The sequence below is a fragment of the Rhodoferax sp. GW822-FHT02D07 genome (assembly GCF_058802405.1).
The window spans coordinates 186783-206775 of sequence record NZ_JBXAOD010000008.1; the positions used below are offsets into that span (position 1 = coordinate 186783).

A 19993-nucleotide genomic window follows, 5' to 3' on the forward strand; every position below is an offset into this window, starting at 1 on the left:
AGCCCCTGATCATTGACTGCCACGGCCACTACACCACCGCGCCCAAGGCGCTGGAAAACTGGCGCAACGCCCAGATCGCCAACCTGGCCACACCCGAGCTGGGCCCCAAGGTGGCCGACCTCAAGATCAGCGACGATGAGCTGATCGAGACCATTGAGCAGAACCAGCTGCGCCTGATGAAGGAGCGCGGCTCGGACCTCACCATCTTCAGCCCGCGCGCCAGCTTCATGGCCCACCACATCGGCGACTTCAACACCAGTGCCACCTGGGCCGCCATCTGCAACGAGCTGTGCTACCGCGTGAGCCAGCTCTTCCCCGACAACTTCATCCCCGCCGCCATGCTGCCGCAAAGCCCCGGTGTGGATCCGGCCACCTGCATTCCCGAACTCGTGAAGTGCGTGGAGCAGTACGGCAACGTGGGCATCAACCTCAACCCCGACCCCAGCGGCGGCCACTGGAATTCGCCCCCGCTCTCCGACAAGCACTGGTTTCCCATCTACGAGAAGATGGTGGAGTACGACATCCCCGCGATGATCCACGTCAGCACCAGCTGCAACGCCTGCTTCCACACCACGGGCGCCCACTACCTGAATGCCGACACCACGGCCTTCATGCAGTGCCTGACCAGCGACCTGTTCAAGCAGTTCCCCACACTCAAGTTCCTCATCCCCCATGGCGGCGGCGCCGTGCCCTACCACTGGGGCCGTTTCCGCGGCCTGGCGCAGGAGCTGAAGAAGCCGCTGCTGGAAGAGCATCTACTCAACAACATCTACTTCGACACCTGCGTCTACCACCAGCCCGGCATTGATTTGCTCAATACCGTGATCCCGGTCAAGAACGTTTTGTTTGCGTCCGAGATGATTGGCGCGGTGCGCGGCATCGACCCGCAGACCGGCAACTTCTACGACGACACCAAGCGCTATATCGAGGCGTCCAAGATTTTGAGCAATGAGGACCGGTTTGAGATTTACGAGGGGAATGCGCGGCGGGTGTTTCCGCGCTTGGATGCGGTTTTGAAAGCGAAAGGCCGCTAACTTTGTTTTGTGGGGGGGATCGGGGTGGCCATGCGTTTTGCTGCGTGTCCCCCGCCCGCTTTGCGGGCTCCTCCTTTACCTCCGCAAAACGCATAGCCACCCCGCTCCTTGGCGGCGTGCTTGAAGCGGGGAGTAAAGAATTTTGTTCGCAGCGGTGGAGTAGGGGTGAGTGCCGCAGCGAAGTCAAGGAGGAGCCCGCGTAGCGGGCGGGGGACATGAGCGGAGGCACTCTCCCCTGATCCGCCGCGGGTCCAGCAACAACAGTGAGGAGAAATGAATATGTACGAACTAGGCGTTGTCTACAGAAACATCCAACGGGCAGACCGCATAGCCACTGACGGCCTGGCCGCACTCGGCTCCGCCACTGTGCACGAAGCCATGGGCCGCGTGGGTCTGCTCAAGCCCTATATGCGCCCCATCTACAGCGGTCAGCAGGTCTCCGGCACCGCCGTCACCGTGCTGCTGCACCCTGGTGACAACTGGATGATGCACGTGGTGGCTGAGCAGATCCAGCCCGGTGACATCGTGGTCGCGGCCATCACCGCCGAGTGCACCGACGGCTACTTTGGCGACCTGCTCGCCACCAGCTTCCAGGCACGCGGCGCGCGCGCCCTCATCATCGACGCCGGTGTGCGCGATGTGAAGGAGCTGCAGCGTATGGGCTTCCCCGTGTGGAGCAAGTGCATCAGCAGCAAGGGCACCATCAAGGCCACCATCGGCTCGGTGAATATTCCCGTGGTCTGCGCCGGCATGCTGGTCACGCCCGGCGACGTGATCGTGGCCGACGACGACGGTGTGGTCTGTGTGCCTGCCGCCCGTGCGGCCGAAACCCTGGCCGCTGCGCAAAAGCGCGAGAGCTTTGAAGGCGAAAAGCGCGAGAAACTGGCCTCCGGCGTGCTGGGGCTGGACATGTACAAGATGCGCGAGCCTCTGGCCGCCGCAGGCTTGAAGTACATCGACTGAACGCCACCGTGCGCGCCATGACTATGCGTGCGACGCTGCGCATCCTCTGTCTGCTGGCGGGCTGCGCGGCTGTGGCTGCCCAGGCCCAGATTCCGCTGGCCGGTGTGACCGAGGCCCAGGGGCCCGGTGCGCTGGCGGGCGGCAGTTTCAAGAGTGGCTACCGCATGGCGATCGACGAGATCAATGCCAGTGGCGGCGTGCTGGGCCAGAAACTGGTGCTGGCGCAGTTCGACATCGATACCAAACCCGATGCCGCCAAGGAAGCCGTGGCCCAGGCAGTGGCCGGCAAGCCCTTTGCCATTCTGGGGCCCGTGTTCTCGGGGCTCACGCTGGCCTCCATGCCCCTGACGGTCGGCACCGGCATTCCGCATTTCACGGGCGGCGAGGCAGCCTCGCTCACGCGCAAGTTCCACCCCACGCTGTTGCGCAGCTCGCTGTCGCAATCGGCCTCGGCACCGCGCCTGGCCTCACTGGTGAGTTACGGCCTGGAGCCCAAGAACCTGGCGCTCATGGCCATCGACAACGAGTTTGGCCGCGACGGCAAGGCCGCGCTGGGCGAGGTGCTCAAGCGGCGCAATGTGAACGTGGGCTTTGAGCGTGCGCTCAAGCCCGGCCAGACAGATTTCAGCAAGGACGTGGCCGATCTCATCGCGGCCCAGCCCGACGCGCTGTTGTTCTACAGCACCGAGACCGAGGCCATCGGCCTGCTTAAGGAGCTGCACAAGCAGGGCTTCAGCAAGCCCGTCTTCACCGACGGCCTGGTGGCGGCCCCCAATGTGGTCGAAGGTGCGGCCGGCGGGGCCGAGGGCGTGTTCGCCCACATGATCGCCTCGGGCGACGCGCCATCGCCCTCGGTGCAATCCTTCAGCGCGCGCTACATGGCGCGCTACAACGCGCGGCCGGACCACAACGCCATCAAGGGTTTCTTCGCGGTGCAGCTCATCAAGGCCGGGCTGGAGCTGGCGGGCAAGGCCGATCAGGCCCTGTTCATCAAGACCGTGAAAGACACGCGCTTTGACGTACGCAAGTACCCGGAGCTACTGAGCTCCACGGGCTACGATTTTTTTGGCGAACTCAACCGCGAGAGCTATTTTGTAGTCATACGCGACGGTCGGCCCCGCGTGCTGGCCACAGTGCGTTCCATCGAAGGCGGGCAGGTGGAGTTACCCAACCGCAGCCAGATCGCCATGAACTCCGTCGAGTTCCGCCGCACCATTGCCGCCGCACTGCCCGGTGCGGCCCCTGTTCCTCCCATTAGCAAAGGCAAGTGACCCCATGAGCTTCGAAAAAACCCCCGGCTGGCTGGACTGGTATGCCGGCCCCGCCAAGCCCCGCTTCCAGCTGCCCGCAGGCGCGGTGGACGCGCACTGCCATGTGTTCGGCCCCGGGGATGAATTCCCCTATGCGCCCGAGCGCAAATACACGCCCTGCGATGCCTCCAAGCACCAGCTCTTCGCGCTGCGCGACCACCTGGGCTTCGAGAAGAACGTGATCGTGCAAGCCACCTGCCACGGTGCGGACAACCGCGCCATGGTGGATGCGCTGATCGCCAGCAAGGGCAAGGCGCGCGGCGTCGCCACCGTCAAGCGCAGCGTGACGGACGCCGAAGTCCAGGCCATGCACGATGCCGGTGTGCGCGGCGTGCGCTTCAACTTTGTCAAGCGCCTGGTGGACTTCACGCCCAAGGACGAGCTGATGGAAATTGCCGGCCGCATTGCGAAGTGGGGCTGGCATGTGGTGATCTATTTCGAGGCGGTGGACCTGCCCGAGCTGTGGGACTTCTTCACCGCGCTGCCCACCACGGTAGTGGTGGACCACATGGGCCGCCCTGACGTGTCGCTGCCCGTGGACGGCCCGCAATTCGCGCTGTTCGAGAAGTTCATGCGCGAGCACCAGAACGTCTGGAGCAAGGTGAGCTGCCCCGAACGCCTGAGCGTTAGTGGCCCCAAGGCCTTGAATGGCGAACAGCACGCCTACCGCGATGTGATTCCGTTTGCCAAGCGCATCGTGGAGCAGTTTCCTGACCGTGTGCTCTGGGGCACCGACTGGCCGCACCCGAACCTGAAAGACCATATGCCCGACGACGGCCTGCTGGTGGATTTCATCCCCCACATTGCGCCCACCGCCGAGCTGCAGCAGAAGCTGCTGGTGGACAACCCCACCCGCCTCTATTGGCCTGAAACTCTGAAAGACTGATATGGCACTCGACAAACCCTACCAGGACATCCCCGGCACGATCATTTTTGATGCCGAGCAAAGTCGCAAGGGCTACTGGCTCAACCAGTTCTGCATGAGCCTCATGAAGGCCGAGAACCGCGTCCGCTTCAAGGCCGACCAGCGCGCCTACCTCAACGAATGGCCCATGAGCGAAGATCAGCGCCAGGCCGTGATCGACATGGACCTGAACCGCGCCATGCAGCTGGGCGGCAACATCTACTTCCTCGCCAAGATCGGTGCCACCCATGGTCTGAGCTTTCAGCAGATGGCGGGCAGCATGACCGGCATGACCGAGGTGGAATACCGCGCCATGATGCTGGCCGGCGGCCGCTCGGCCGAAGGCAACCGCCACCTGGGCGAAGACGGCGACGCCCAACCCCACCGACAACCCCAAGGCCAAGCTGGCAAGAAAGAGAGCGCCTGAGATGGCCCGCATTACCGCCTCCGTTTACACCTCCCACGTGCCGGCCATTGGCGCCGCCATGGACCTGGGCAAGACCCAGGAGGACTACTGGAAGCCACTGTTCGCGGGTTACGACTTCTCCAAGCAATGGATGAAGGACAACAAGCCCGACGTGATCTTTCTGGTCTACAACGACCACGCCACCGCTTTCAGTCTGGATCTGATTCCTACCTTCGCCATCGGCACCGCAGCCGAGTACACCCCGGCGGATGAGGGCTTCGGTCCCCGCCCGGTGCCCAAGGTGCAAGGCCACCCCGACCTGGCCTCGCACATTGCCCACTCGGTGATCCAGCAGGACTTTGACCTCACCATCGTCAACAAGATGGATGTGGACCACGGCCTGACCGTGCCCCTGAGCCTGATGTGCGGTGAGAAAGACCCGGTCAAGGACGCCTGGCCCTGCCCGGTGATTCCGTTTGCGGTGAACGTGGTGCAGTACCCCGTGCCCAGTGGCCAGCGCTGCTTCAACCTGGGCAAGGCCATCCGCAAGGCCATCGAGAGTTATGACGAAGACCTCAACGTGCAGATTTGGGGCACGGGTGGCATGAGCCACCAATTGCAGGGCGCGCGCGCCGGCCTCATCAACCGCGAGTGGGACAACGCCTGGCTGGACAAGATGATTGCCGACCCCGCCGCCTGCGCCGCCACGCCGCACATCGACTACGTGCGCGAAGCGGGCAGTGAGGGCATCGAGCTGGTGATGTGGCTGATCGCCCGCGGTGCCATGTCCGACGTACCCTGCGATGCTACAGATTTGGAAGCTGCTCGCGCACATTCCGTGAGGGTTGCACACCGTTTTTACCATGTACCTGCAAGCAACACGGCAGTGGGCCATTTGATCCTGGAGAACAACTAATGTCTAAAACTATCAAAGTTGCGCTGGCTGGCGCAGGCGCCTTTGGCGTCAAGCATCTGGACGGCATCAAGAACATCGATGGCGTGGAGGTCATCTCCCTCATCGGCCGCGAGCTGGACAAGACCAAGGAAGTGGCCGCCAAGTACGGCGTGGGCCATGTGACCACCGAACTGTCCGAGAGCCTGGCGCTGCCCGAGCTGGACGCCGTCATCCTCTGCACGCCGACCCAGATGCACGCCGAGCAAACCCTGGCCTGCCTGAAGGCCGGCAAGCACGTGCAGGTGGAAATCCCCCTGGCGGACAGCTGGGCCGGTGCCGATGCCGTGGTGGCCGAGCAGAAGAAGACGGGCCTGGTCGCCATGTGCGGCCACACGCGCCGCTTCAACCCCAGCCACCAGTACGTCAACCAGCAGATCACGGCTGGCAAGTTCAACATCCAGCAGATGGATGTGCAGACCTACTTCTTCCGCCGCACCAACACCAACGCCCTGGGCCAGGCGCGCAGCTGGACCGACCACCTGCTGTGGCACCACGCTGCGCACACCGTGGACCTGTTTGCCTACCAAGCCAACAGCCCCATCGTGCAGGCCAACGCCATCCAGGGGCCCATCCACCCCGTGCTGGGTATTGCCATGGACATGAGCATCCAGCTGCGTGCCGCCAGCGGCGCCATCTGCACGCTCTCCTTGAGCTTCAACAACGACGGCCCTCTGGGCACCTATTTCCGCTACATCGGCGACACGGCCACCTACATCGCCCGCTACGACGACCTGTTCACCGGCAAGGAAGAAAAGATCGACGTGAGCCAGGTGGCCGTGAGCATGAACGGCATCGAGTTGCAAGACCGCGAATTCTTCGCCGCCATCAAGGAAGGCCGCGAACCCAACTCCAGCGTGGGCCGCGTGCTGGACTGCTACCGCGTGCTGCACCAACTGGAGCAACAGTTGGCGCAACAGAAGTAAAGCGCAGACCTACAATGCAACGCCATGCGGGTGCCTGCCTGCATGGCGTTTTTCATTGAGGTGCTTGCGTATGGCTTTTCCCCTGGAACCCGACACTGTTTCCCATGGCATTCAGCTGGCGGTGGCGCCGGTGTTTCTGCTGACGGCGGTGTCCGGCATGATTGCTGCCGTGGCCGGGCGGCTGGCGCGCATCATCGATCGGGCGCGGAATGTGGAGACACGCATCAAGCAAGGCAACCACCCGGCGGAGGATGAAGACGGCTACGCCGAACTGGCGGAACTGCGCACCCGTGGCCTGCTGGCCAATTCGAGCATTGCGCTGCTGACCTCCTGCGCCTTCCTCATCGGCGTGACCATCGTGGTGCTGTTCCTGGGCGAGACGATTGATTTCCCCGGCCTGCGCATTTCCATCTTCACGTTTCTAGGCGGGGTGGTGTGCTTTCTGAGTGCGCTGATCTGCTTCATGGTGGAGACCTTCATCGCGACCCGCCTGCTCAACTTTGGTCGCAAGCGCGGCTAGGGGGCAGTTTCAGCCCGCAGCTTGTAGTCGCAGGGCCAACTGGCTGAGCGCGTGTTGCACCGTAGCGCTGCGCACGGCGGTCCGGTCGCCGTCAAAGTGCTGCACTTCGGTATGCACGCCCGCAGGGGTGGCCCAGCCAAACCAGACTGTGCCCACCGGCTTGTCGGGGCTGCCTCCTGTGGGGCCGGCTACGCCGGTGACAGCCACCGCCACCTGGGCGCGCGAATGCTGCAGGGCGCCCAGCACCATGGCGCGAACCACCGGTTCGCTCACTGCACCATGGGTGGCAATCAGCGCGGCGTCCACCCCCAGCAACTCGGTTTTGGCCTCGTTGGAGTAAGTGATAAAGCCGCGCTCAAACCAGGCGCTGGAGCCGGCCAGGTCGGTGCAGGCGCCGGCAATCAGGCCGCCCGTGCAGCTCTCGGCCGTCGCCAGCATCCACAGGCGTTTGAGCATCAAATCGGCCACTAGCCCGCGTGAATATTGCGCGAGCAGCTCCTGATTTGATAGTGAATCGGCGGCGTTCAGATGAACCTCCAGATCGCCACCACCAGCACGGTGCAGGCTGCGGCCACCAGGTCGTCGAGCATGATGCCCCAGCCGGCCTTGGCCCAGGCGTGGCGGTCGTTCTGCGGGTCCACGTGGTGGAAGAGGGCATCGGCCCAGCCCACGGGGTCGGGTTTGACGGCATCGAAAAAGCGGAACAGACCAAAGGCCATGACCTGGCCGACCAACGAGGTCGGCGTGACCAGCCACAGCACCAGCCAGAAGGCGACGATTTCGTCGATGACTACGTTGCCGGGGTCCAGCACGCCCAAGTGGCGCGCGGTGACGGTGCTGGCCCACCAGCCCAGCAGGGTGCCGCCGCCAATCAGCCAGGCCCAGCCCATATCTGTCATCCAGGGGCTGAGTGCAAGGAAGGCAACCCAGGCCCACAGCGTGCCCGAAGTGCCCGGTGCAATGCGTGAGAGGCCCGAGCCAAAGCCCAGCGCCAGTACGTGCGCCGGGTGGGAGAACATGAATTTGGCTGTGGGCCGGGTGGAAGGCGGGGTCAAGGGGGCGCCGCTGACGGTATCCAGCGGAATCAGGGTCACGGGGTCACTCATGCCCCCGATTATCGAAGACAGCGGCGACCCCCGGCGTCGCCGGCGGGGATTCAGCCGTGCAGCGAAGACAGGAACTGCTGCAGCTCGGGCGTTTGCGGGTTGCCAAACAGCTGCTCCGGTGGCCCCATCTCGTGCACGCGGCCCTGGTGCATGAAGATCACGCGGTTGGACACGCGGCGCGCAAAGTTCATCTCGTGCGTCACCATCAGCAGGGTCATGCCCTCCTGCGCCAGCCCTTCGACCACACGCAGCACTTCGCCCACGAGTTCGGGGTCCAGCGCGCTGGTGATCTCGTCGCACAGCAGCACGGCCGGCTCCATGGCCAGCGCACGGGCGATGGCCACGCGCTGCTGCTGGCCGCCCGAGAGCTGGTCGGCGTAGGCGTCAAACTTTTCGGCCAGGCCCACGCGCGCCAGCAGGGCGCGGGCATGGGTTTCGCCGGCTTGCGGGTCTTTCTGTTTGACCAGGCTGGGGGCCAGCATGATGTTCTTGCCCACAGTCAGGTGGGGAAAGAGGTTGAAGCCCTGGAAGATCATGCCCACATGCTGGCGCAGCGCGCGCATGGCGGTGGCGTCCTTGTAGAGCAGGGGCTTGCCATCCACGGCCAGGGTGCCGCTCTGGAACTCTTCGAGCCCGTTGATGCAGCGCAGTAGCGTGCTCTTGCCCGAGCCGCTCTTGCCGATGATGGCTATCACCTCACCGGGCTGCACCTGCAGGTCGATGCCCTTGAGCACCTCGTTGGCGCCATAGGACTTGCGCAGGCCGCGGATGTCGACGATGGACTGGCCCGCGGGGGATGTTTCAGCGCTGCTCATGCAATTTCCTCTCCAACGATTTGGCGTACAGGCTCACGGGGTAGCACAGCACGAAGTACATCAGCGCCACGCAGCTGAACACGAGAAACGGGCTGAAGGTGGCGTTGGCGATGGTCTTGCTGACCTTGGTCAGCTCCATGAAGCCGATGACCGAGGCCAGCGCCGTGCCCTTGATGACCTGCACCAAAAATCCTACCGTGGGCGCCACGGCGATCTTGAAGGCCTGGGGCAGGATGATGTGGCGCAGCTGCTCGCGAAAGTTCAGCGCCAGGCTTTGCGATGCCTCCCACTGGCCGCGCGGAATCGCCTCTACACAGCCGCGCCAGATTTCGGTGAGGAAGGCGCTGGCATAGAACGTGAGGCCCATGCCTGCTGCCACCCAGGGCGAGGTGTTGATGCCAAACAGCCCCAGGCCGTAGTAGGCAAGGAACAGTTGCACCAGCAACGGAACGCCCTGGAACAGCTGCACATAGCCGCTGACAAATGCCGTCGCGCCGGGCAGTTTGCTTAGCCGCAGCATCAACAGCGCCAAGCCCACCAGGCCGCCGCCCACAAAGGCGATGACTGAGAGGCCAATCGTCCAGCGCCCGGCCAACAGCAGGTTGCGCAGGATGTCCCACAAGGAAAAGTCCACCATGGCCTAGCGCCTCCCGAACAGAAAGGTGGCGCCCAGCCAGTTCAGCAGATGGCGCAGCACAAAGGACAGCAGCAGGTACAGCGCACCCACGACGATGAAAGACTCGAAGGAGCGGAAGTTGCGGCTCTGGATCAGGTCCGCCGCGTAACTCAGTTCCTGCGTGGAGATCTGACCGCAGACCGAGGAGCCCAGCATCACGATGACGATCTGGCTCACCAGGCTCGGCCAGATCTTCTTGAAGGCGGGCGGCAGCACAACGCGGGTGAAGGTCTGCCAGCGGGTCAGCGCCAGGCTCACCGCCGCTTCGATCTGGCCCTTGGGCGTGGCCTCCAGCCCGGCGCGCAGGATCTCGGTGGCATACGCCCCGAGGTTGATCACCATGGCGATGAAGGAGGCCGTTTCGGCAGAGAGCTTGAAGCCCGCGGCCGGCAGGCCGAAGAAGATGAAGAACAGCTGCACGATGAAGGGCGTGTTGCGGACCAGCTCCACATAGCCGCCCACCAGGGCCTGCAGCCAGCGCGGTGCCAGCGCGGCACCGAAGCCGCGCGCCCGCACCCAGGCGCAGGCAATCCCCAGGCTGGTGCCCACGACCACGGCCGCCGCCGTGAGCGCCAGGGTCCAGCCCACGCCGGTGAGCAGCAGCGGCCATTCGGCCAGTACCGCGCCAAAGTCCAGCTGTATGCGCATGGTGTGCTCTTCCGGGCAGGGTCAGGGATTACAGGGGCAGGTCACCAGCGCCGCGGCCCAGCCACTTCTTGGCCATGGCTTCGAGCTCACCGCTCTTCTTGGCTTCGGCAATGATTTCGTTGACCTTGGCCTTGAGCTTGTCTTCACCCTTGGCAATGCCGATGAAGTTGGGGCTGTCTTTCAGCAGCAGCTTGTATTCGCTGGAGAGCTGCGGGTTCTTGGTCATCATGTTGCCGGCCACCGAGGCACCCAGCGCGACGAACTGCACTTGGCCCGCAGTGAAGGCGGCGATGGTGGCGTTGTTGTCTTCAAAGCGCTTGATGTCGGTATTGGCGGGGGCCACCTTGCCCAGTTCCTGGTCTTCCATGGCGCCACGGGTCACGCCGACGGACTTGCCACCCAGATCGCTGAAGGCCTTGACGCTGACATTCTTGGGGCCGAACACGGCCTGGAAGAAGGGGGAGTAGGCGGAGGAGAAGTCGATCACTTTTTCGCGGTCGGGGTTCTTGCCCAGGGTTGCAATCACCAGGTCGGCTTTCTTGGTCTGCAGCGCTGGAATGCGGCTGGCGCTCACCACCACCACCAGCTCCACGGGCACGCCCAGCTTCTTGCCAATGAGGTTGGCCATGTCCACATCCAGACCGATGGGTTTGAGGTCAGTACCCACAAAGCCGTAGGGCGCGGAGTCTGTCTGCACGGCCACCTTCAGCACCTTGTTTTTGAGGATGTCGTCCAGCGCGGTCTGTGCCTGGGCGCCAGTAGCGGCCAGCAGGGCGCCGGCGGCCAGCGCGAGGGAGAAAGTGCGTTTGTTCAGTGAGAAGGTCATAGCAGGGCTCCTAGGTAGGTTGAGGGGTCTTTGGAAGCAGGTTTGTCGGCAGAACTTGTATGCAAGCCTTGTGCCAAACGGCGCGGTGCCGTGGCGGGCGCTTCGGTCAGCGGGCTCAGTGCCTGGCGCAGCTCGGCCAGCGGATCACCGCTGGGCGTCTGCAGGCGCAGGGCGTCCTGCACATGGCCGATGTGGGCCTGCATGAGTTGCTCAGCCAGCACCCAGTCGGAGGCTTCAAGCGCTTCGACGATGCGCCCGTGCTCTGCACAGGAATGGGCTGCATCATGGGTGGACTGGTAAAGCATGGCGATCAGCGTGGTGCGCGCCGTGTAGTCGCGCAACGTGTCGGCCAGCAGGCTGTTGCCCAGGCATTCGGCCAGGCAGACATGGAAGTCGCCCAGCAGGTAGCTGCGCAGGCCCACGTCGTTGCCCTTGACGGCAGCCTGCTCGGTCTTGATATGTGCCTTGAGCTTCTTGATGGCGGCCTTGCTCACCTCGGTGGTGCAGCGGATCAGGCCCATCTCGATCACGCGGCGCGCCTCGAAGGCCTCGCGGGCTTCACTCAAAGAGGGTTCGATCACATACCAGCCGCGCCGGCTGCTGACGGTCACGATGCCACGTGCGGCCAGGCGGTTCAGGGCTTCCCGCACGATGGTGCGGCTGCAGTCGAACAGCATGGCCAGTTGCTGCTCGCCCAGGCGGGCGCCAGGCGCGAGCTTCTGCGCCATGACGGCTTCAATGATGCGGGTGCTGATGTCGGATGCGTTGGCCATACGGCATCCTGTGCAGCACGAAGCGTGCCACTGGTATACAAGATATGCGCACCAGTGTGGTGAGCTGGTGCGCTGCCAAGGGCCGGTTTACGCCCTCGGCTGGGGCGCGGGTTGCGCCAACTTGGACAGGCACTCGGCCCAGTAGTCAATACAGGCACGAATTTTGGGCAGGCGGTGGCGCTCTTGCAGCATCACAGCAAAGATGGGCACGCGCGGGCTGGCAAAGTGGTCTTGCAAGATGGGCACCAGGGCACCACTGCGCACCCAAGGGGCGGCCATGAGATCGTGCAGGCGCGAGATGCCCACGCCCTGCACCACCAGGCTCAGCAGCAGGGCGGTGTTGTCGGTACGTGTATGGCCCTGGATCTGCAGGTCGGGCTGGCCGATGCGGCTCCAGTGGTTGAGGTTGGGGCTGGCGCTGTTGGCAATCAGGTGGTGGCGGGCCAGGTCGTCCGGATGCTGGGGCGTGCCGCAGCGCGCCAGGTAGCTAGGCGCGGCATACAGGGTACGGCCGTACTCGCCGATCTGCCGCGCCACCAGCGTGTCGCTGGCCAGCGTGCCGGTGCGGATGGCAATGTCGATGCCGTCGCGCGCCATGTCGGCGATACGGTCATCGGCGTTGATGTCCAGATGCAGCAGCGGCCAGCGCTGGTACAGGCCCTGGATGTTGGGCGCAATCACGCACTCGGCCATCAAGGGGCTCACGCTGATGCGTACCCAGCCACTGGGCCCGCTGAGCTTGCCGCTCAGTTCGCTGTCGAGCTCGGCCGTGGTGTCGAGCAGGCGCCGGCCATAGGACAGCAGGGTGTCGCCCTCGTCGGTGAGGCTCAGGCCGTGCGTCGAGCGGTGCAGCAGGCGCACGCCGCAGGCGGCTTCCAGCCGGGTCAGCGCGCGGGTGACCTGGCTGACCGGTACATCGCGCTCGCGCGCTGCGGCCGAGAGGGTGCCCAGCTCGGCGATGCGGGCGAACAGGGCGATGTCGTCGAGGTGGAATTGCATGCTCCATTGTGTGGCGCAGCGGCTTGGTTTTGCAATAAGTGCAAAACCAATATGGATTTTTTGCGGTTTCCGAGTGATGGATGTGTCAATAAAGTTCGTTCCATGCCAACCACCCAGGAGCCCACCATGCACTACAGCACCGAAGAACTGAGCCGCCTCCATGCGCTGGCCCAGCAGCAGGCGCACGCCCTGCGCAGCCAGGCCGAGGCCGATATTTGGCGCGGCGCCAATGCCCAGCTCCGCGAAGCCGGCCACAGCGCCTTGCGCAGCGCCCAGCGTCTGGCCTACCGCCTCGCGCGCCGCCAGGCGGCGATGGCCCAAAGCCGGGGAGAGTAAGCATGCCCACCTTGCAACTCCAGGTCTCGCCCCTGCAAAACCCCTCGCGCTACCGCGCCCTGGCCAGCGCGCTCACCCGCATCACCGCCGGCACCCTGGGCAAGCGCCCGGAGGTAACGGCGGTGGTGATTGACGACATCCCCGCCGCGCGCTGGCATGTCGGCGGCACGGATGTGCAGGGCCCCACGGCCTTGCTGGAAATCAGCATTACTCAGGGCACCAACACGGCGCAGGAGAAAGCCGCCTTCATCGCCGCCGCCTTTGCCGAACTGCAGGAGCAACTGGGTGCGGGCCAGCCGCTGGAGCCCGCCAGTTACGTCATCGTGCGCGAGCTGCCGGGCAGCGATTGGGGTTATGGCGGGCAGACCCAGGCGGCACGGCGAATGGCACTGCCGCAAGCCTACTGACACAGCGCTGTCAGGAGGGTGCCAGCACCATGCGGACTTCTTTAACGCAAACGGAGTTTCCGCATGAAAAACGCCATCAGCTGGTTTGAAATCCCCACCACCCAACTCGAAGCCGCCCAGGCCTTTTATGAAACCGTGCTGGGCCGCCCCATGCGCCGCGAGGCCATGGGCCCCAGCCAGGGAGCGGTGTTTGCCTACGACCCCGAGGCCGACGGCACCGGCGGTGCGCTGATGATGGGCCCCAGTGCGCCCAAGGTCTCGCGCGCTGGCACGCTGGTCTATCTGGACGCCACGCCCTCTCTGGATGCCGCGCTGCAACGCGCCGTGGCCCAGGGCGGCAGCATCGCCCAGCCGCGCACCGCGCTGCCCCCGGGCATGGGCTTCTTTGCTCACATCACCGATCTGGATGGTAACCGCGTCGGCCTGCACGCGCTGGCCTGAGACCATGGCCACGCGCAAGAACTGGATTGCCGTGGCCTGCGCCGCGCATGCCCGCAACGGCTGCGCGGTGCCCGAGCAGGGCTATATGCAGGTCTGCCACGGCAAGTCCGCCCCCCTGCAACGCATGGCGCCCGGTGACCGCGTGGCCTACTACAGCCCCACGCTCACCATGGGTGGCAAGGACCGGCTGCAGGCTTTTGTGTCCATCGGCATCGTGCAGCCGGGCGCGCCCTACGCATTCGACGCGGGTGGCGGCTTTGTGCCTTTCCGGCGCGACGTGGCCTATGTGCCGGCGCAGGAAGCGCCCATCCTGCCGCTGCTGGACGCGCTGGAGTTTGTGGAAGACCGCATGCGCTGGGGCTACAAGTTCCGCTTCGGCCTGTTCAGCGTCAGTGACCACGATATGGCACTGATCGCCACGGCCATGCAGGCAGATGTGCAGGCGCTGGGCCTGGATCTGGTGGCGCCAGAAGAATCTGTGCAATCGCTATTATTTTCATAGCTGCTTGCGCACGTATCATGAGGGCTAGAGGCCAAAAATATTCTGAATACCCATGCGCCGCGCCGACCGCCTTTTCCAGATCGTCCAGCTCATCCGGGGCCGGCGTCTCACCACGGCCGCCTTTCTGGCGCAGCGCTTGGAGGTGTCCGAGCGCACTGTGTATCGCGATGTGGCCGATCTGCAGCACCAGGGGGTGCCCATCGAGGGCGAGGCTGGCGTGGGCTACCGTTTGGGCCAGGGCTTTGACTTGCCGCCGCTGATGTTCACCGAAGACGAGGCCCGCGCCCTGGTGGCCTCGGTGCGCATGGCCCAGGTCTGGCAAGACCCGGTGCTGGCGCAGAACTCGCAGGTCGCGCTGGGCAAGATCCTCTCGGTATTGCCGGTGGCGGCCCGGGTGGCTGCGCAGAGCATGGCGGTGTATGCGCCGCCTGCGGGAATGGAGCCGGCGGTACAGGCAGCGCTGCAAACCCTGCGCGAGGCGGCCCAGGCCCATTGCAAGGTGCGCGTGGACTACCGCGATGCGGGCGACCAGCCCAGCCAGCGTGTGCTCCGCCCGCTGGGCTGTTTTTACTGGGGCAAGGTCTGGACGCTGGCGGCCTGGTGCGAGGTGCGGCAAGACTTCCGCACCTTCCGGCTGGACCGCATGGAATACATCGAATTGTTACAAAGTGCAGCGGGCCGCTTTGCCGATGAGCCCGGCAAAACCCTGGCCGATTACCTCCGTCTGGTGGCTCCGCCAGAGGCAATCACCCGCCTGCAGGGCGAGGGACATTGAATTAGCGGCAGCGTACGCCCCGGGGCGCCGCAACAATTTGACGCAGGCTCCGCCGGCGTTTGGCCGTAAATTGGAAGGCAGCTCTGTGAGCTTTCTCCAACCCCGAACCGCCCGTCCGAGGTGCCCATGCCGACGCCCCTGATTCAGCGCCTTTTGCCGCGCTGGCCCGCCAAAACCGTTCCCCACCCCTTGCAGGCCGTGCTCGAACAAGGGGCCTTGCAAGTGCTTTATCAGCCCATTGTCGCGCTGCAGAGCGGCACCATCGACGGCCACGAAGCCCTGGTGATGCAGCAGAAGCCACAAGGTGCAGAGGTGCCGCAGGCCGTGCTGGACGCCGGCCAGCTGGCGCAGCTGCAAACCGAGCTGGAACTGGCGGGCATGGGCCGTGGCCTGCAGGGCTGGGGTTACCCCCTGGCCAACGGGCGTCTGCAGGTCAACCTCAGCGCCCACACCCTGGTTGCGCTGAGCGAGCCCAAACCCTTCCAGCGGCTGGAGGGCCTGTTCTTTGCCCACCGCGTCCCCCCGAAGCGGGTGGTGGTGGCGATTGGCCAGCACCGCAAGCTGCAGGAACTGGAGGCCTTGGAGCGTTGCACCACAGCGCTGCAGGCCCTGGGCTGCACCATTGCGCTGGACGACGTGAAGGCATCGCAGCGTAGCCTGGATCTGTGGCTGCGGCTCAAGCCTGCACTGGTGAAGCTCGATGGTCGGATGACCGCAGGCCTGAAGGAAGACCCGGAGAAAGCCAAGGTGCTGCGCACGCTGTCACAGCTGGCGTTCAAGACCGGAGCCAGTCTGGTGGCCAAGGGCGTGGACGATGCCGAGGACCTGCGCATCGTGCGCGATGCTGGCGTGCATCTGGCGCAGGGCCAGTTCCTGGGCTTTGCTGCGCCGGCCATCGTGGAGACGCTGAACCTGCGGGCCCGCAATGTGCTGGCAGAGCGCTGGTCTGCGCCCGAGCCGCAATCCCAACCCGGCGAGCTCGTCGCCGCCGAATCCGGCTTGCAAAACCTAGTGGGTATGCGCTGGTTCGATTGACGGGCAGCGACCCGCGCGGCGGCGGAGCGTGGGGCTTTACTTGGCGTTGCAGTTCACCATCCACTGCGTGCCGAATTTGTCGCGGAAGCTGCCGAAGTAGGCACCCCAGAACATGTCCTGCAGTGGCATCTCCACCTTGCCACCCGCAGACAGGCCGTTGAACAGACGTTCGGCCTCCGCCCGGGTGTCGGGCTCCAGATTGATATGGGCGTTGTTGCCCTGCACCAGCTTGAAACCCATGGACTCGGGCGCATCGGTTCCCATCAGCACATGGTCGCCCAGCAGCGCCAGTTCGACGTGGATGACCATGTTGCCGGTGGCTGCGTCCAGCGGCGGCTGCCCCGGTGCGGGGGGCGCGTCCTTGAAGCGGTGGATGCCACCGGTGAACTCGCCACCGAACACAGAGCGGTAGAACACAAAAGCTTCTTCGGTCTTGCCGTTGAAGTTGAGGTAGGTGCTGACGCGGGCCATGGCGGTCTCCTTGGGTTATGGGGTTTGCAGCAGCGAGAGGTAGTCCTCCAGCACATCGATATTGCCGCTCCAGCCTTGGCGCATGCTGTCGTGGCTGGCGGCAAACAGGGCTTCTTCCTCGGGCGTAGCCTCGTGTGGTGCCCAGACCAGGGTCATCAGCGTGCCGCCGTCTTGCTCGGTCAGCGTGGTGCTGGAGTGGGTGTACATGGGCCAGCCAGCTGCCCAGGGGTTGCGCGTGGCGCCGCCCTGCGGGTCGGAGAAGCACTGGATCAGCACCAGCTTCTCGGGCGGCTGCAGTTCCAGGAACAGCCACTTGCCCCATAGCTCCATGCCGCCTTCCACCTTCATTGCGTAGTGGTAGGTGCCGCCCACGCGGAAATCGAGCTGGCTGTGCGTTACGGTGCTGCCCTTGGGGCCCAGCCAGTGCTGCAGGTGCTCGGGGCTGGAGTACACCTCCCAGACCAGGGCGCGTGGTGCCTTGAGCAGGCGGGAAATGGTGAAGGGGGCATGGGTGCTCATTGGGTCTCCTCGGAGGATGGGGGTTGTAGGGTTGCCAAATAGCCTTCCAGCCGGGCAAGGCTGTCCTCCCAGTGCTGGCGGTACTGGGCCACCCAGTCGGCCGCTTCCCGCAGGGGCTGGGCTTCGAGCTTGCAGGGGCGCCACTGGGCCTGGCGGCTCTGGCTGATGAGCCCGGCACGCTGCAAAACCTTGAGGTGCTTGGTCACGGCCGGGGCACTCATGGCAAAGGGCTTGGCCAGGTCACTCACCGAACTCTCCCCCAGCGCCAGCCGCGCCAGGATGGCCCGACGGGTCGGGTCTGCCAGGGCGGCGAAGGTGGAGCTCAGGGCATCAGACATGGTGGCAAAAATATTTATTTAACCTTTTGGTAAATTAAAGGGTAAAAAAAGGACCGCGTCAAGCGGTCCGGGTGATGGATGTTGCCTGGCGCGACCCGGTGGTCAATGCCCATGCCGGTGGTGGATGTCGGGGAAATGCGGATGCCGGTGCCGCAGCGGTGCATGTTCATGCCAGTGGCTGTGGGGCCGGCCAGCCTCCCAGGCAAAGGCGTGGGCGTGCTGGTGGTGTGCGTCGTGGGTATGCGAATGGGTGTGACCCAGGGGCTCGTGCACATGGTCGTGCTCGTGGCGTTCCGTCAGGTGCAGCCACACACCCAGCGCCATCAGGGCGGTGGCCAGCCAGAACAGGGGCGTGGCGCTTTCTCCCATAGCGAGTGCCAGGGCGGCACCCGCAAAGGGTGCCACGGAAAAATAAGCCCCAGTGCGTGCGGTGCCCAGCCCGCGCAATGCCAATACAAACAGCACCAGACTCACGCCGTAACCCAGCAGGCCCAGCACCATGGTGGCCAGTGCAATGGGAACCGGCGGCAACGCCGCTCCCAAGGCCAGTGCCAACCCGGTATTCACACTGCCCGCCGCCAGACCTTTGACGGAGGCGATGAAGAGGGCGTCCGAGGCGGATACCTTGCGTGTGAGGTTGTTGTCGATGGCCCAGCACAGGCAGGCCAGGGCCACTGCACCCAAGCCCAGACCGCCCGCCAGCGGGTTGCCACCGCTGGGCCAGGACAGGACCACACTGCCCGCCACGATGGCCACCATGCCGGCAACCACACGCCGGTCTGCGTTTTCGCGGAAGGCCAGCCACGCCAATACGGCGGTGAGCACGGCCTCCAGATTGAGCAGCAAGGAGGCCGTGGCTGCTGGCGTGCTGCTCAGCCCCCAGAAAAGGGCGAGCGGACCGAATATGCCGCCGAACACGATGGCGACGAGCAGCCAACGCCATTCACCTAGCGCCAATTCGGGCGACTGCCAACGGCCATCACGCAGAAGGCGGGCTGCCGCGAGCCCGATGCCACTACCGAGGTAGAGCAGGCCGCCCAAGAGTTGGTGAGATACCTGGTCCAGCAGCAGTTTGGCCAGCGGGGTACTTGCACCAAACAGGGTGGCTGCGAGCAGGGCGTAGGCAATGTGGCGTTGCATGGTTAGCTCAGGGTTTGGCGGATCCAGGGGGCTGGATGTGACGCTGGTTGTTGCAGCGGTCATGGCTGATGGCCAGATTCTCCTGGTGGCTGCTGCCGCCCTCGCTGCGCGGGGTGATGTGCTCCAGCGTGGCGTCTGCGGGCTCCACATGCTGCCCGCACACCCAGCAGGGCACCTGCCCATGCAGCTGGCGGGCCACGGTTTTGTAAATCTTGTCGCGGGTCAGGGCAAGGCGGCTCATACAGGCAAGCTAGTTTCCAAGTCGCCAGCGTACGCCAATTTGACAATTGTTCAGCGGTGGACGGTTCGGTTTGCGCCGTCTTGGACGAGGCGGTGCAATGCGGCCATGTCCCTGCACCACACCTTGCGCACCTGGTGGAGCCGACGGCGCAACACGCCGGCGCCCCGCGTCATGCCCTTGCTGGCGCAGCGTTCCCTGCGGGTGGTGTTCCAGCCGCTGGTCGATGTGCGCAGCGGAGTCATCGTGGGCCATGAGGCCTTGGCCCGTGCGCCGCTGACGCAGCCCGACTTCTCGGTGGAGCACATGCTGCAGGCCTCGCAGGAGGAGCACTGCCAGAAGAACTTTGAGCTGGCCTGTCTGGAGCAGGCGCTGACGGGCTGGACGCGCGGCGAGGGACGGGGCCAGCTGTTTGTGAATGTGAGTGCCGCCACGCTGGTGCAACTGCATGGCGCAGACTTGGGCGGCCTGTTGCTGGAACGCATGCGCCAGTGCGGTGTGCCGGCGCGCCGTGTGGGGCTGGATGTGACCGACTATGGCCTTCTGACGGACTTGGCTCCCCTGGTGGCGGCGCTCAAGCCGCTGCGCGCGGCTGGCGTGCTGGTGGCGCTGGACGACTTCAAACCTTCGGACCGCGGCATGCAAGCCTGGGCCAGGGTCTTGCCCAATGTGGTGAAGCTGGCACCGCGCTGGACGCACAACCTCGCGACCGAACCCCAGCAAGCCAAGACGGTGGAGAGCATGGTGCGCCTGACCCGCAAGCACGACAGCCTGCTCGTGGCCAAGGCGGTGGAGTCGGAAGACACCTTGCGCGCGGTGGCCAGTCTTGGTGTGCACTGGGCGCAGGGCTATTTTCTGGGTAGCCCCGACAGTACGCCCTGTCGCCAGCTCAACTTGCGCGCCAGCCAAGTGCTGGGCCGCGCGGGCTGATTC

General features: G+C 64.8%; 28 protein-coding genes. 15 read left to right on the forward strand and 13 right to left on the reverse strand.

Going from position 1 to position 19993, the window contains the following annotated elements:
- The first annotated feature begins 5 nt into the window (after nt 1–5).
- From AC1RNN_RS17530 to AC1RNN_RS17565, 8 genes are all read left to right on the forward strand, one after another.
- On the forward strand, nt 6–1034 hold the full coding sequence (locus AC1RNN_RS17530; RefSeq protein WP_493090685.1) for an amidohydrolase family protein: 1029 nt from the start codon (nt 6–8) through the stop codon (nt 1032–1034).
- Nucleotides 1035–1313: 279 nt separating this feature from the next.
- Nucleotides 1314–1997: a 4-carboxy-4-hydroxy-2-oxoadipate aldolase/oxaloacetate decarboxylase gene (gene ligK, locus AC1RNN_RS17535; RefSeq protein WP_493090595.1), complete on the forward strand. Its 684-nt coding sequence runs from the start codon at nt 1314–1316 to the stop codon at nt 1995–1997.
- Nucleotides 1998–2014: 17 nt separating this feature from the next.
- Nucleotides 2015–3268, forward strand: a complete 1254-nt coding sequence (locus AC1RNN_RS17540; protein WP_493090687.1) for an ABC transporter substrate-binding protein — start codon at nt 2015–2017, stop codon at nt 3266–3268.
- 4 nt (nt 3269–3272) lie between these two features.
- Entirely contained in the window at nt 3273–4193 is a 921-nt protein-coding gene (locus tag AC1RNN_RS17545) for an amidohydrolase family protein (protein WP_493090597.1), read from the forward strand.
- Between the two features lies 1 nt (nt 4194).
- Nucleotides 4195–4638 carry a protocatechuate 4,5-dioxygenase subunit alpha gene (gene ligA / locus AC1RNN_RS17550; RefSeq protein WP_493090599.1) on the forward strand — a complete coding sequence of 148 codons (444 nt, stop codon included), beginning with the start codon at nt 4195–4197 and terminating at the stop codon, nt 4636–4638.
- 1 nt (nt 4639) lies between these two features.
- Nucleotides 4640–5533: a class III extradiol dioxygenase subunit beta gene (locus tag AC1RNN_RS17555; RefSeq protein ID WP_493090601.1), complete on the forward strand. Its 894-nt coding sequence runs from the start codon at nt 4640–4642 to the stop codon at nt 5531–5533.
- Nucleotides 5533–6495 carry a Gfo/Idh/MocA family oxidoreductase gene (locus tag AC1RNN_RS17560; RefSeq protein WP_493090603.1) on the forward strand — a complete coding sequence of 321 codons (963 nt, stop codon included), beginning with the start codon at nt 5533–5535 and terminating at the stop codon, nt 6493–6495. Before AC1RNN_RS17555 ends, AC1RNN_RS17560 begins: the two co-directional genes overlap by 1 nt.
- Nucleotides 6496–6565: 70 nt before the next feature.
- Nucleotides 6566–7015, forward strand: coding sequence for a DUF2721 domain-containing protein (locus tag AC1RNN_RS17565; protein WP_493090604.1), 450 nt, complete (start codon nt 6566–6568; stop codon nt 7013–7015).
- A 9-nt stretch (nt 7016–7024) separates the two neighbouring features.
- On the opposite strand, the gene AC1RNN_RS17570 is transcribed toward AC1RNN_RS17565, so the two are convergent.
- The 8 genes from AC1RNN_RS17570 to AC1RNN_RS17605 form a co-directional block, all read right to left on the reverse strand.
- Complete coding sequence (locus AC1RNN_RS17570) at nt 7025–7471, reverse strand: CinA family protein (RefSeq protein WP_493090605.1); 447 nt, start codon at nt 7469–7471, stop codon at nt 7025–7027.
- 68 nt (nt 7472–7539) lie between these two features.
- The gene (locus AC1RNN_RS17575; protein ID WP_493090607.1) at nt 7540–8121 is read right to left on the reverse strand and encodes a phosphatidylglycerophosphatase A family protein; all 582 of its coding nucleotides are present in this window, start codon (nt 8119–8121) and stop codon (nt 7540–7542) included.
- Nucleotides 8122–8171: 50 nt separating this feature from the next.
- Complete coding sequence (locus AC1RNN_RS17580) at nt 8172–8936, reverse strand: amino acid ABC transporter ATP-binding protein (protein WP_493090609.1); 765 nt, start codon at nt 8934–8936, stop codon at nt 8172–8174.
- Nucleotides 8923–9573: an amino acid ABC transporter permease gene (locus AC1RNN_RS17585; protein ID WP_493090611.1), complete on the reverse strand. Its 651-nt coding sequence runs from the start codon at nt 9571–9573 to the stop codon at nt 8923–8925. Before AC1RNN_RS17585 ends, AC1RNN_RS17580 begins: the two co-directional genes overlap by 14 nt.
- Nucleotides 9574–9576: 3 nt before the next feature.
- Nucleotides 9577–10260 (reverse strand): amino acid ABC transporter permease, encoded by a 684-nt coding sequence (locus AC1RNN_RS17590; RefSeq protein WP_493090613.1) that lies wholly within the window; start codon nt 10258–10260, stop codon nt 9577–9579.
- 28 nt (nt 10261–10288) lie between these two features.
- Nucleotides 10289–11086, reverse strand: a complete 798-nt coding sequence (locus AC1RNN_RS17595) for a transporter substrate-binding domain-containing protein (RefSeq protein WP_493090615.1) — start codon at nt 11084–11086, stop codon at nt 10289–10291.
- Nucleotides 11083–11859: a GntR family transcriptional regulator gene (locus tag AC1RNN_RS17600; RefSeq protein ID WP_493090617.1), complete on the reverse strand. Its 777-nt coding sequence runs from the start codon at nt 11857–11859 to the stop codon at nt 11083–11085. The genes AC1RNN_RS17595 and AC1RNN_RS17600 overlap by 4 nt, the downstream gene beginning before the upstream one ends.
- 87 nt (nt 11860–11946) lie before the next feature.
- Nucleotides 11947–12858: a LysR family transcriptional regulator gene (locus AC1RNN_RS17605; RefSeq protein WP_493090619.1), complete on the reverse strand. Its 912-nt coding sequence runs from the start codon at nt 12856–12858 to the stop codon at nt 11947–11949.
- 126 nt (nt 12859–12984) lie between these two features.
- Here AC1RNN_RS17605 and AC1RNN_RS17610 point away from each other — a divergent pair, with 126 nt between their 5' ends.
- The 6 genes from AC1RNN_RS17610 (at nt 12985) to AC1RNN_RS17635 (ending at nt 16354) form a co-directional block, all read left to right on the forward strand.
- Nucleotides 12985–13194, forward strand: coding sequence for a hypothetical protein (locus tag AC1RNN_RS17610; protein WP_493090620.1), 210 nt, complete (start codon nt 12985–12987; stop codon nt 13192–13194).
- Nucleotides 13195–13196: 2 nt separating this feature from the next.
- Nucleotides 13197–13601, forward strand: coding sequence for a tautomerase family protein (locus tag AC1RNN_RS17615; protein ID WP_493090622.1), 405 nt, complete (start codon nt 13197–13199; stop codon nt 13599–13601).
- Nucleotides 13602–13664: 63 nt separating this feature from the next.
- Nucleotides 13665–14042: a VOC family protein gene (locus AC1RNN_RS17620; protein ID WP_493090624.1), complete on the forward strand. Its 378-nt coding sequence runs from the start codon at nt 13665–13667 to the stop codon at nt 14040–14042.
- Between the two features lie 4 nt (nt 14043–14046).
- Nucleotides 14047–14544: an EVE domain-containing protein gene (locus AC1RNN_RS17625; protein ID WP_493090626.1), complete on the forward strand. Its 498-nt coding sequence runs from the start codon at nt 14047–14049 to the stop codon at nt 14542–14544.
- Between the two features lie 52 nt (nt 14545–14596).
- Complete coding sequence (locus AC1RNN_RS17630) at nt 14597–15319, forward strand: helix-turn-helix transcriptional regulator (RefSeq protein WP_493090628.1); 723 nt, start codon at nt 14597–14599, stop codon at nt 15317–15319.
- A 126-nt stretch (nt 15320–15445) separates the two neighbouring features.
- Nucleotides 15446–16354, forward strand: coding sequence for an EAL domain-containing protein (locus AC1RNN_RS17635; protein WP_493090630.1), 909 nt, complete (start codon nt 15446–15448; stop codon nt 16352–16354).
- 36 nt (nt 16355–16390) lie between these two features.
- On the opposite strand, the gene AC1RNN_RS17640 is transcribed toward AC1RNN_RS17635, so the two are convergent.
- The 5 genes from AC1RNN_RS17640 to AC1RNN_RS17660 form a co-directional block, all read right to left on the reverse strand.
- Complete coding sequence (locus AC1RNN_RS17640; protein ID WP_493090632.1) at nt 16391–16825, reverse strand: VOC family protein; 435 nt, start codon at nt 16823–16825, stop codon at nt 16391–16393.
- Between the two features lie 15 nt (nt 16826–16840).
- On the reverse strand, nt 16841–17344 hold the full coding sequence (locus AC1RNN_RS17645) for an SRPBCC family protein (RefSeq protein WP_493090633.1): 504 nt from the start codon (nt 17342–17344) through the stop codon (nt 16841–16843).
- Complete coding sequence (locus tag AC1RNN_RS17650) at nt 17341–17682, reverse strand: ArsR/SmtB family transcription factor (protein ID WP_493090635.1); 342 nt, start codon at nt 17680–17682, stop codon at nt 17341–17343. Before AC1RNN_RS17650 ends, AC1RNN_RS17645 begins: the two co-directional genes overlap by 4 nt.
- Before the next feature lie 102 nt (nt 17683–17784).
- Nucleotides 17785–18822 carry a DMT family transporter gene (locus AC1RNN_RS17655; protein ID WP_493090637.1) on the reverse strand — a complete coding sequence of 346 codons (1038 nt, stop codon included), beginning with the start codon at nt 18820–18822 and terminating at the stop codon, nt 17785–17787.
- Nucleotides 18823–18829: 7 nt separating this feature from the next.
- Nucleotides 18830–19063: an HNH endonuclease gene (locus AC1RNN_RS17660; RefSeq protein ID WP_493090639.1), complete on the reverse strand. Its 234-nt coding sequence runs from the start codon at nt 19061–19063 to the stop codon at nt 18830–18832.
- Nucleotides 19064–19168: 105 nt separating this feature from the next.
- Here AC1RNN_RS17660 and AC1RNN_RS17665 point away from each other — a divergent pair, with 105 nt between their 5' ends.
- A complete protein-coding gene (locus tag AC1RNN_RS17665) occupies nt 19169–19990 on the forward strand; it encodes an EAL domain-containing protein (protein WP_493090640.1) in 822 nt (273 codons plus the stop codon).
- Nucleotides 19991–19993: the final 3 nt, after the last annotated feature.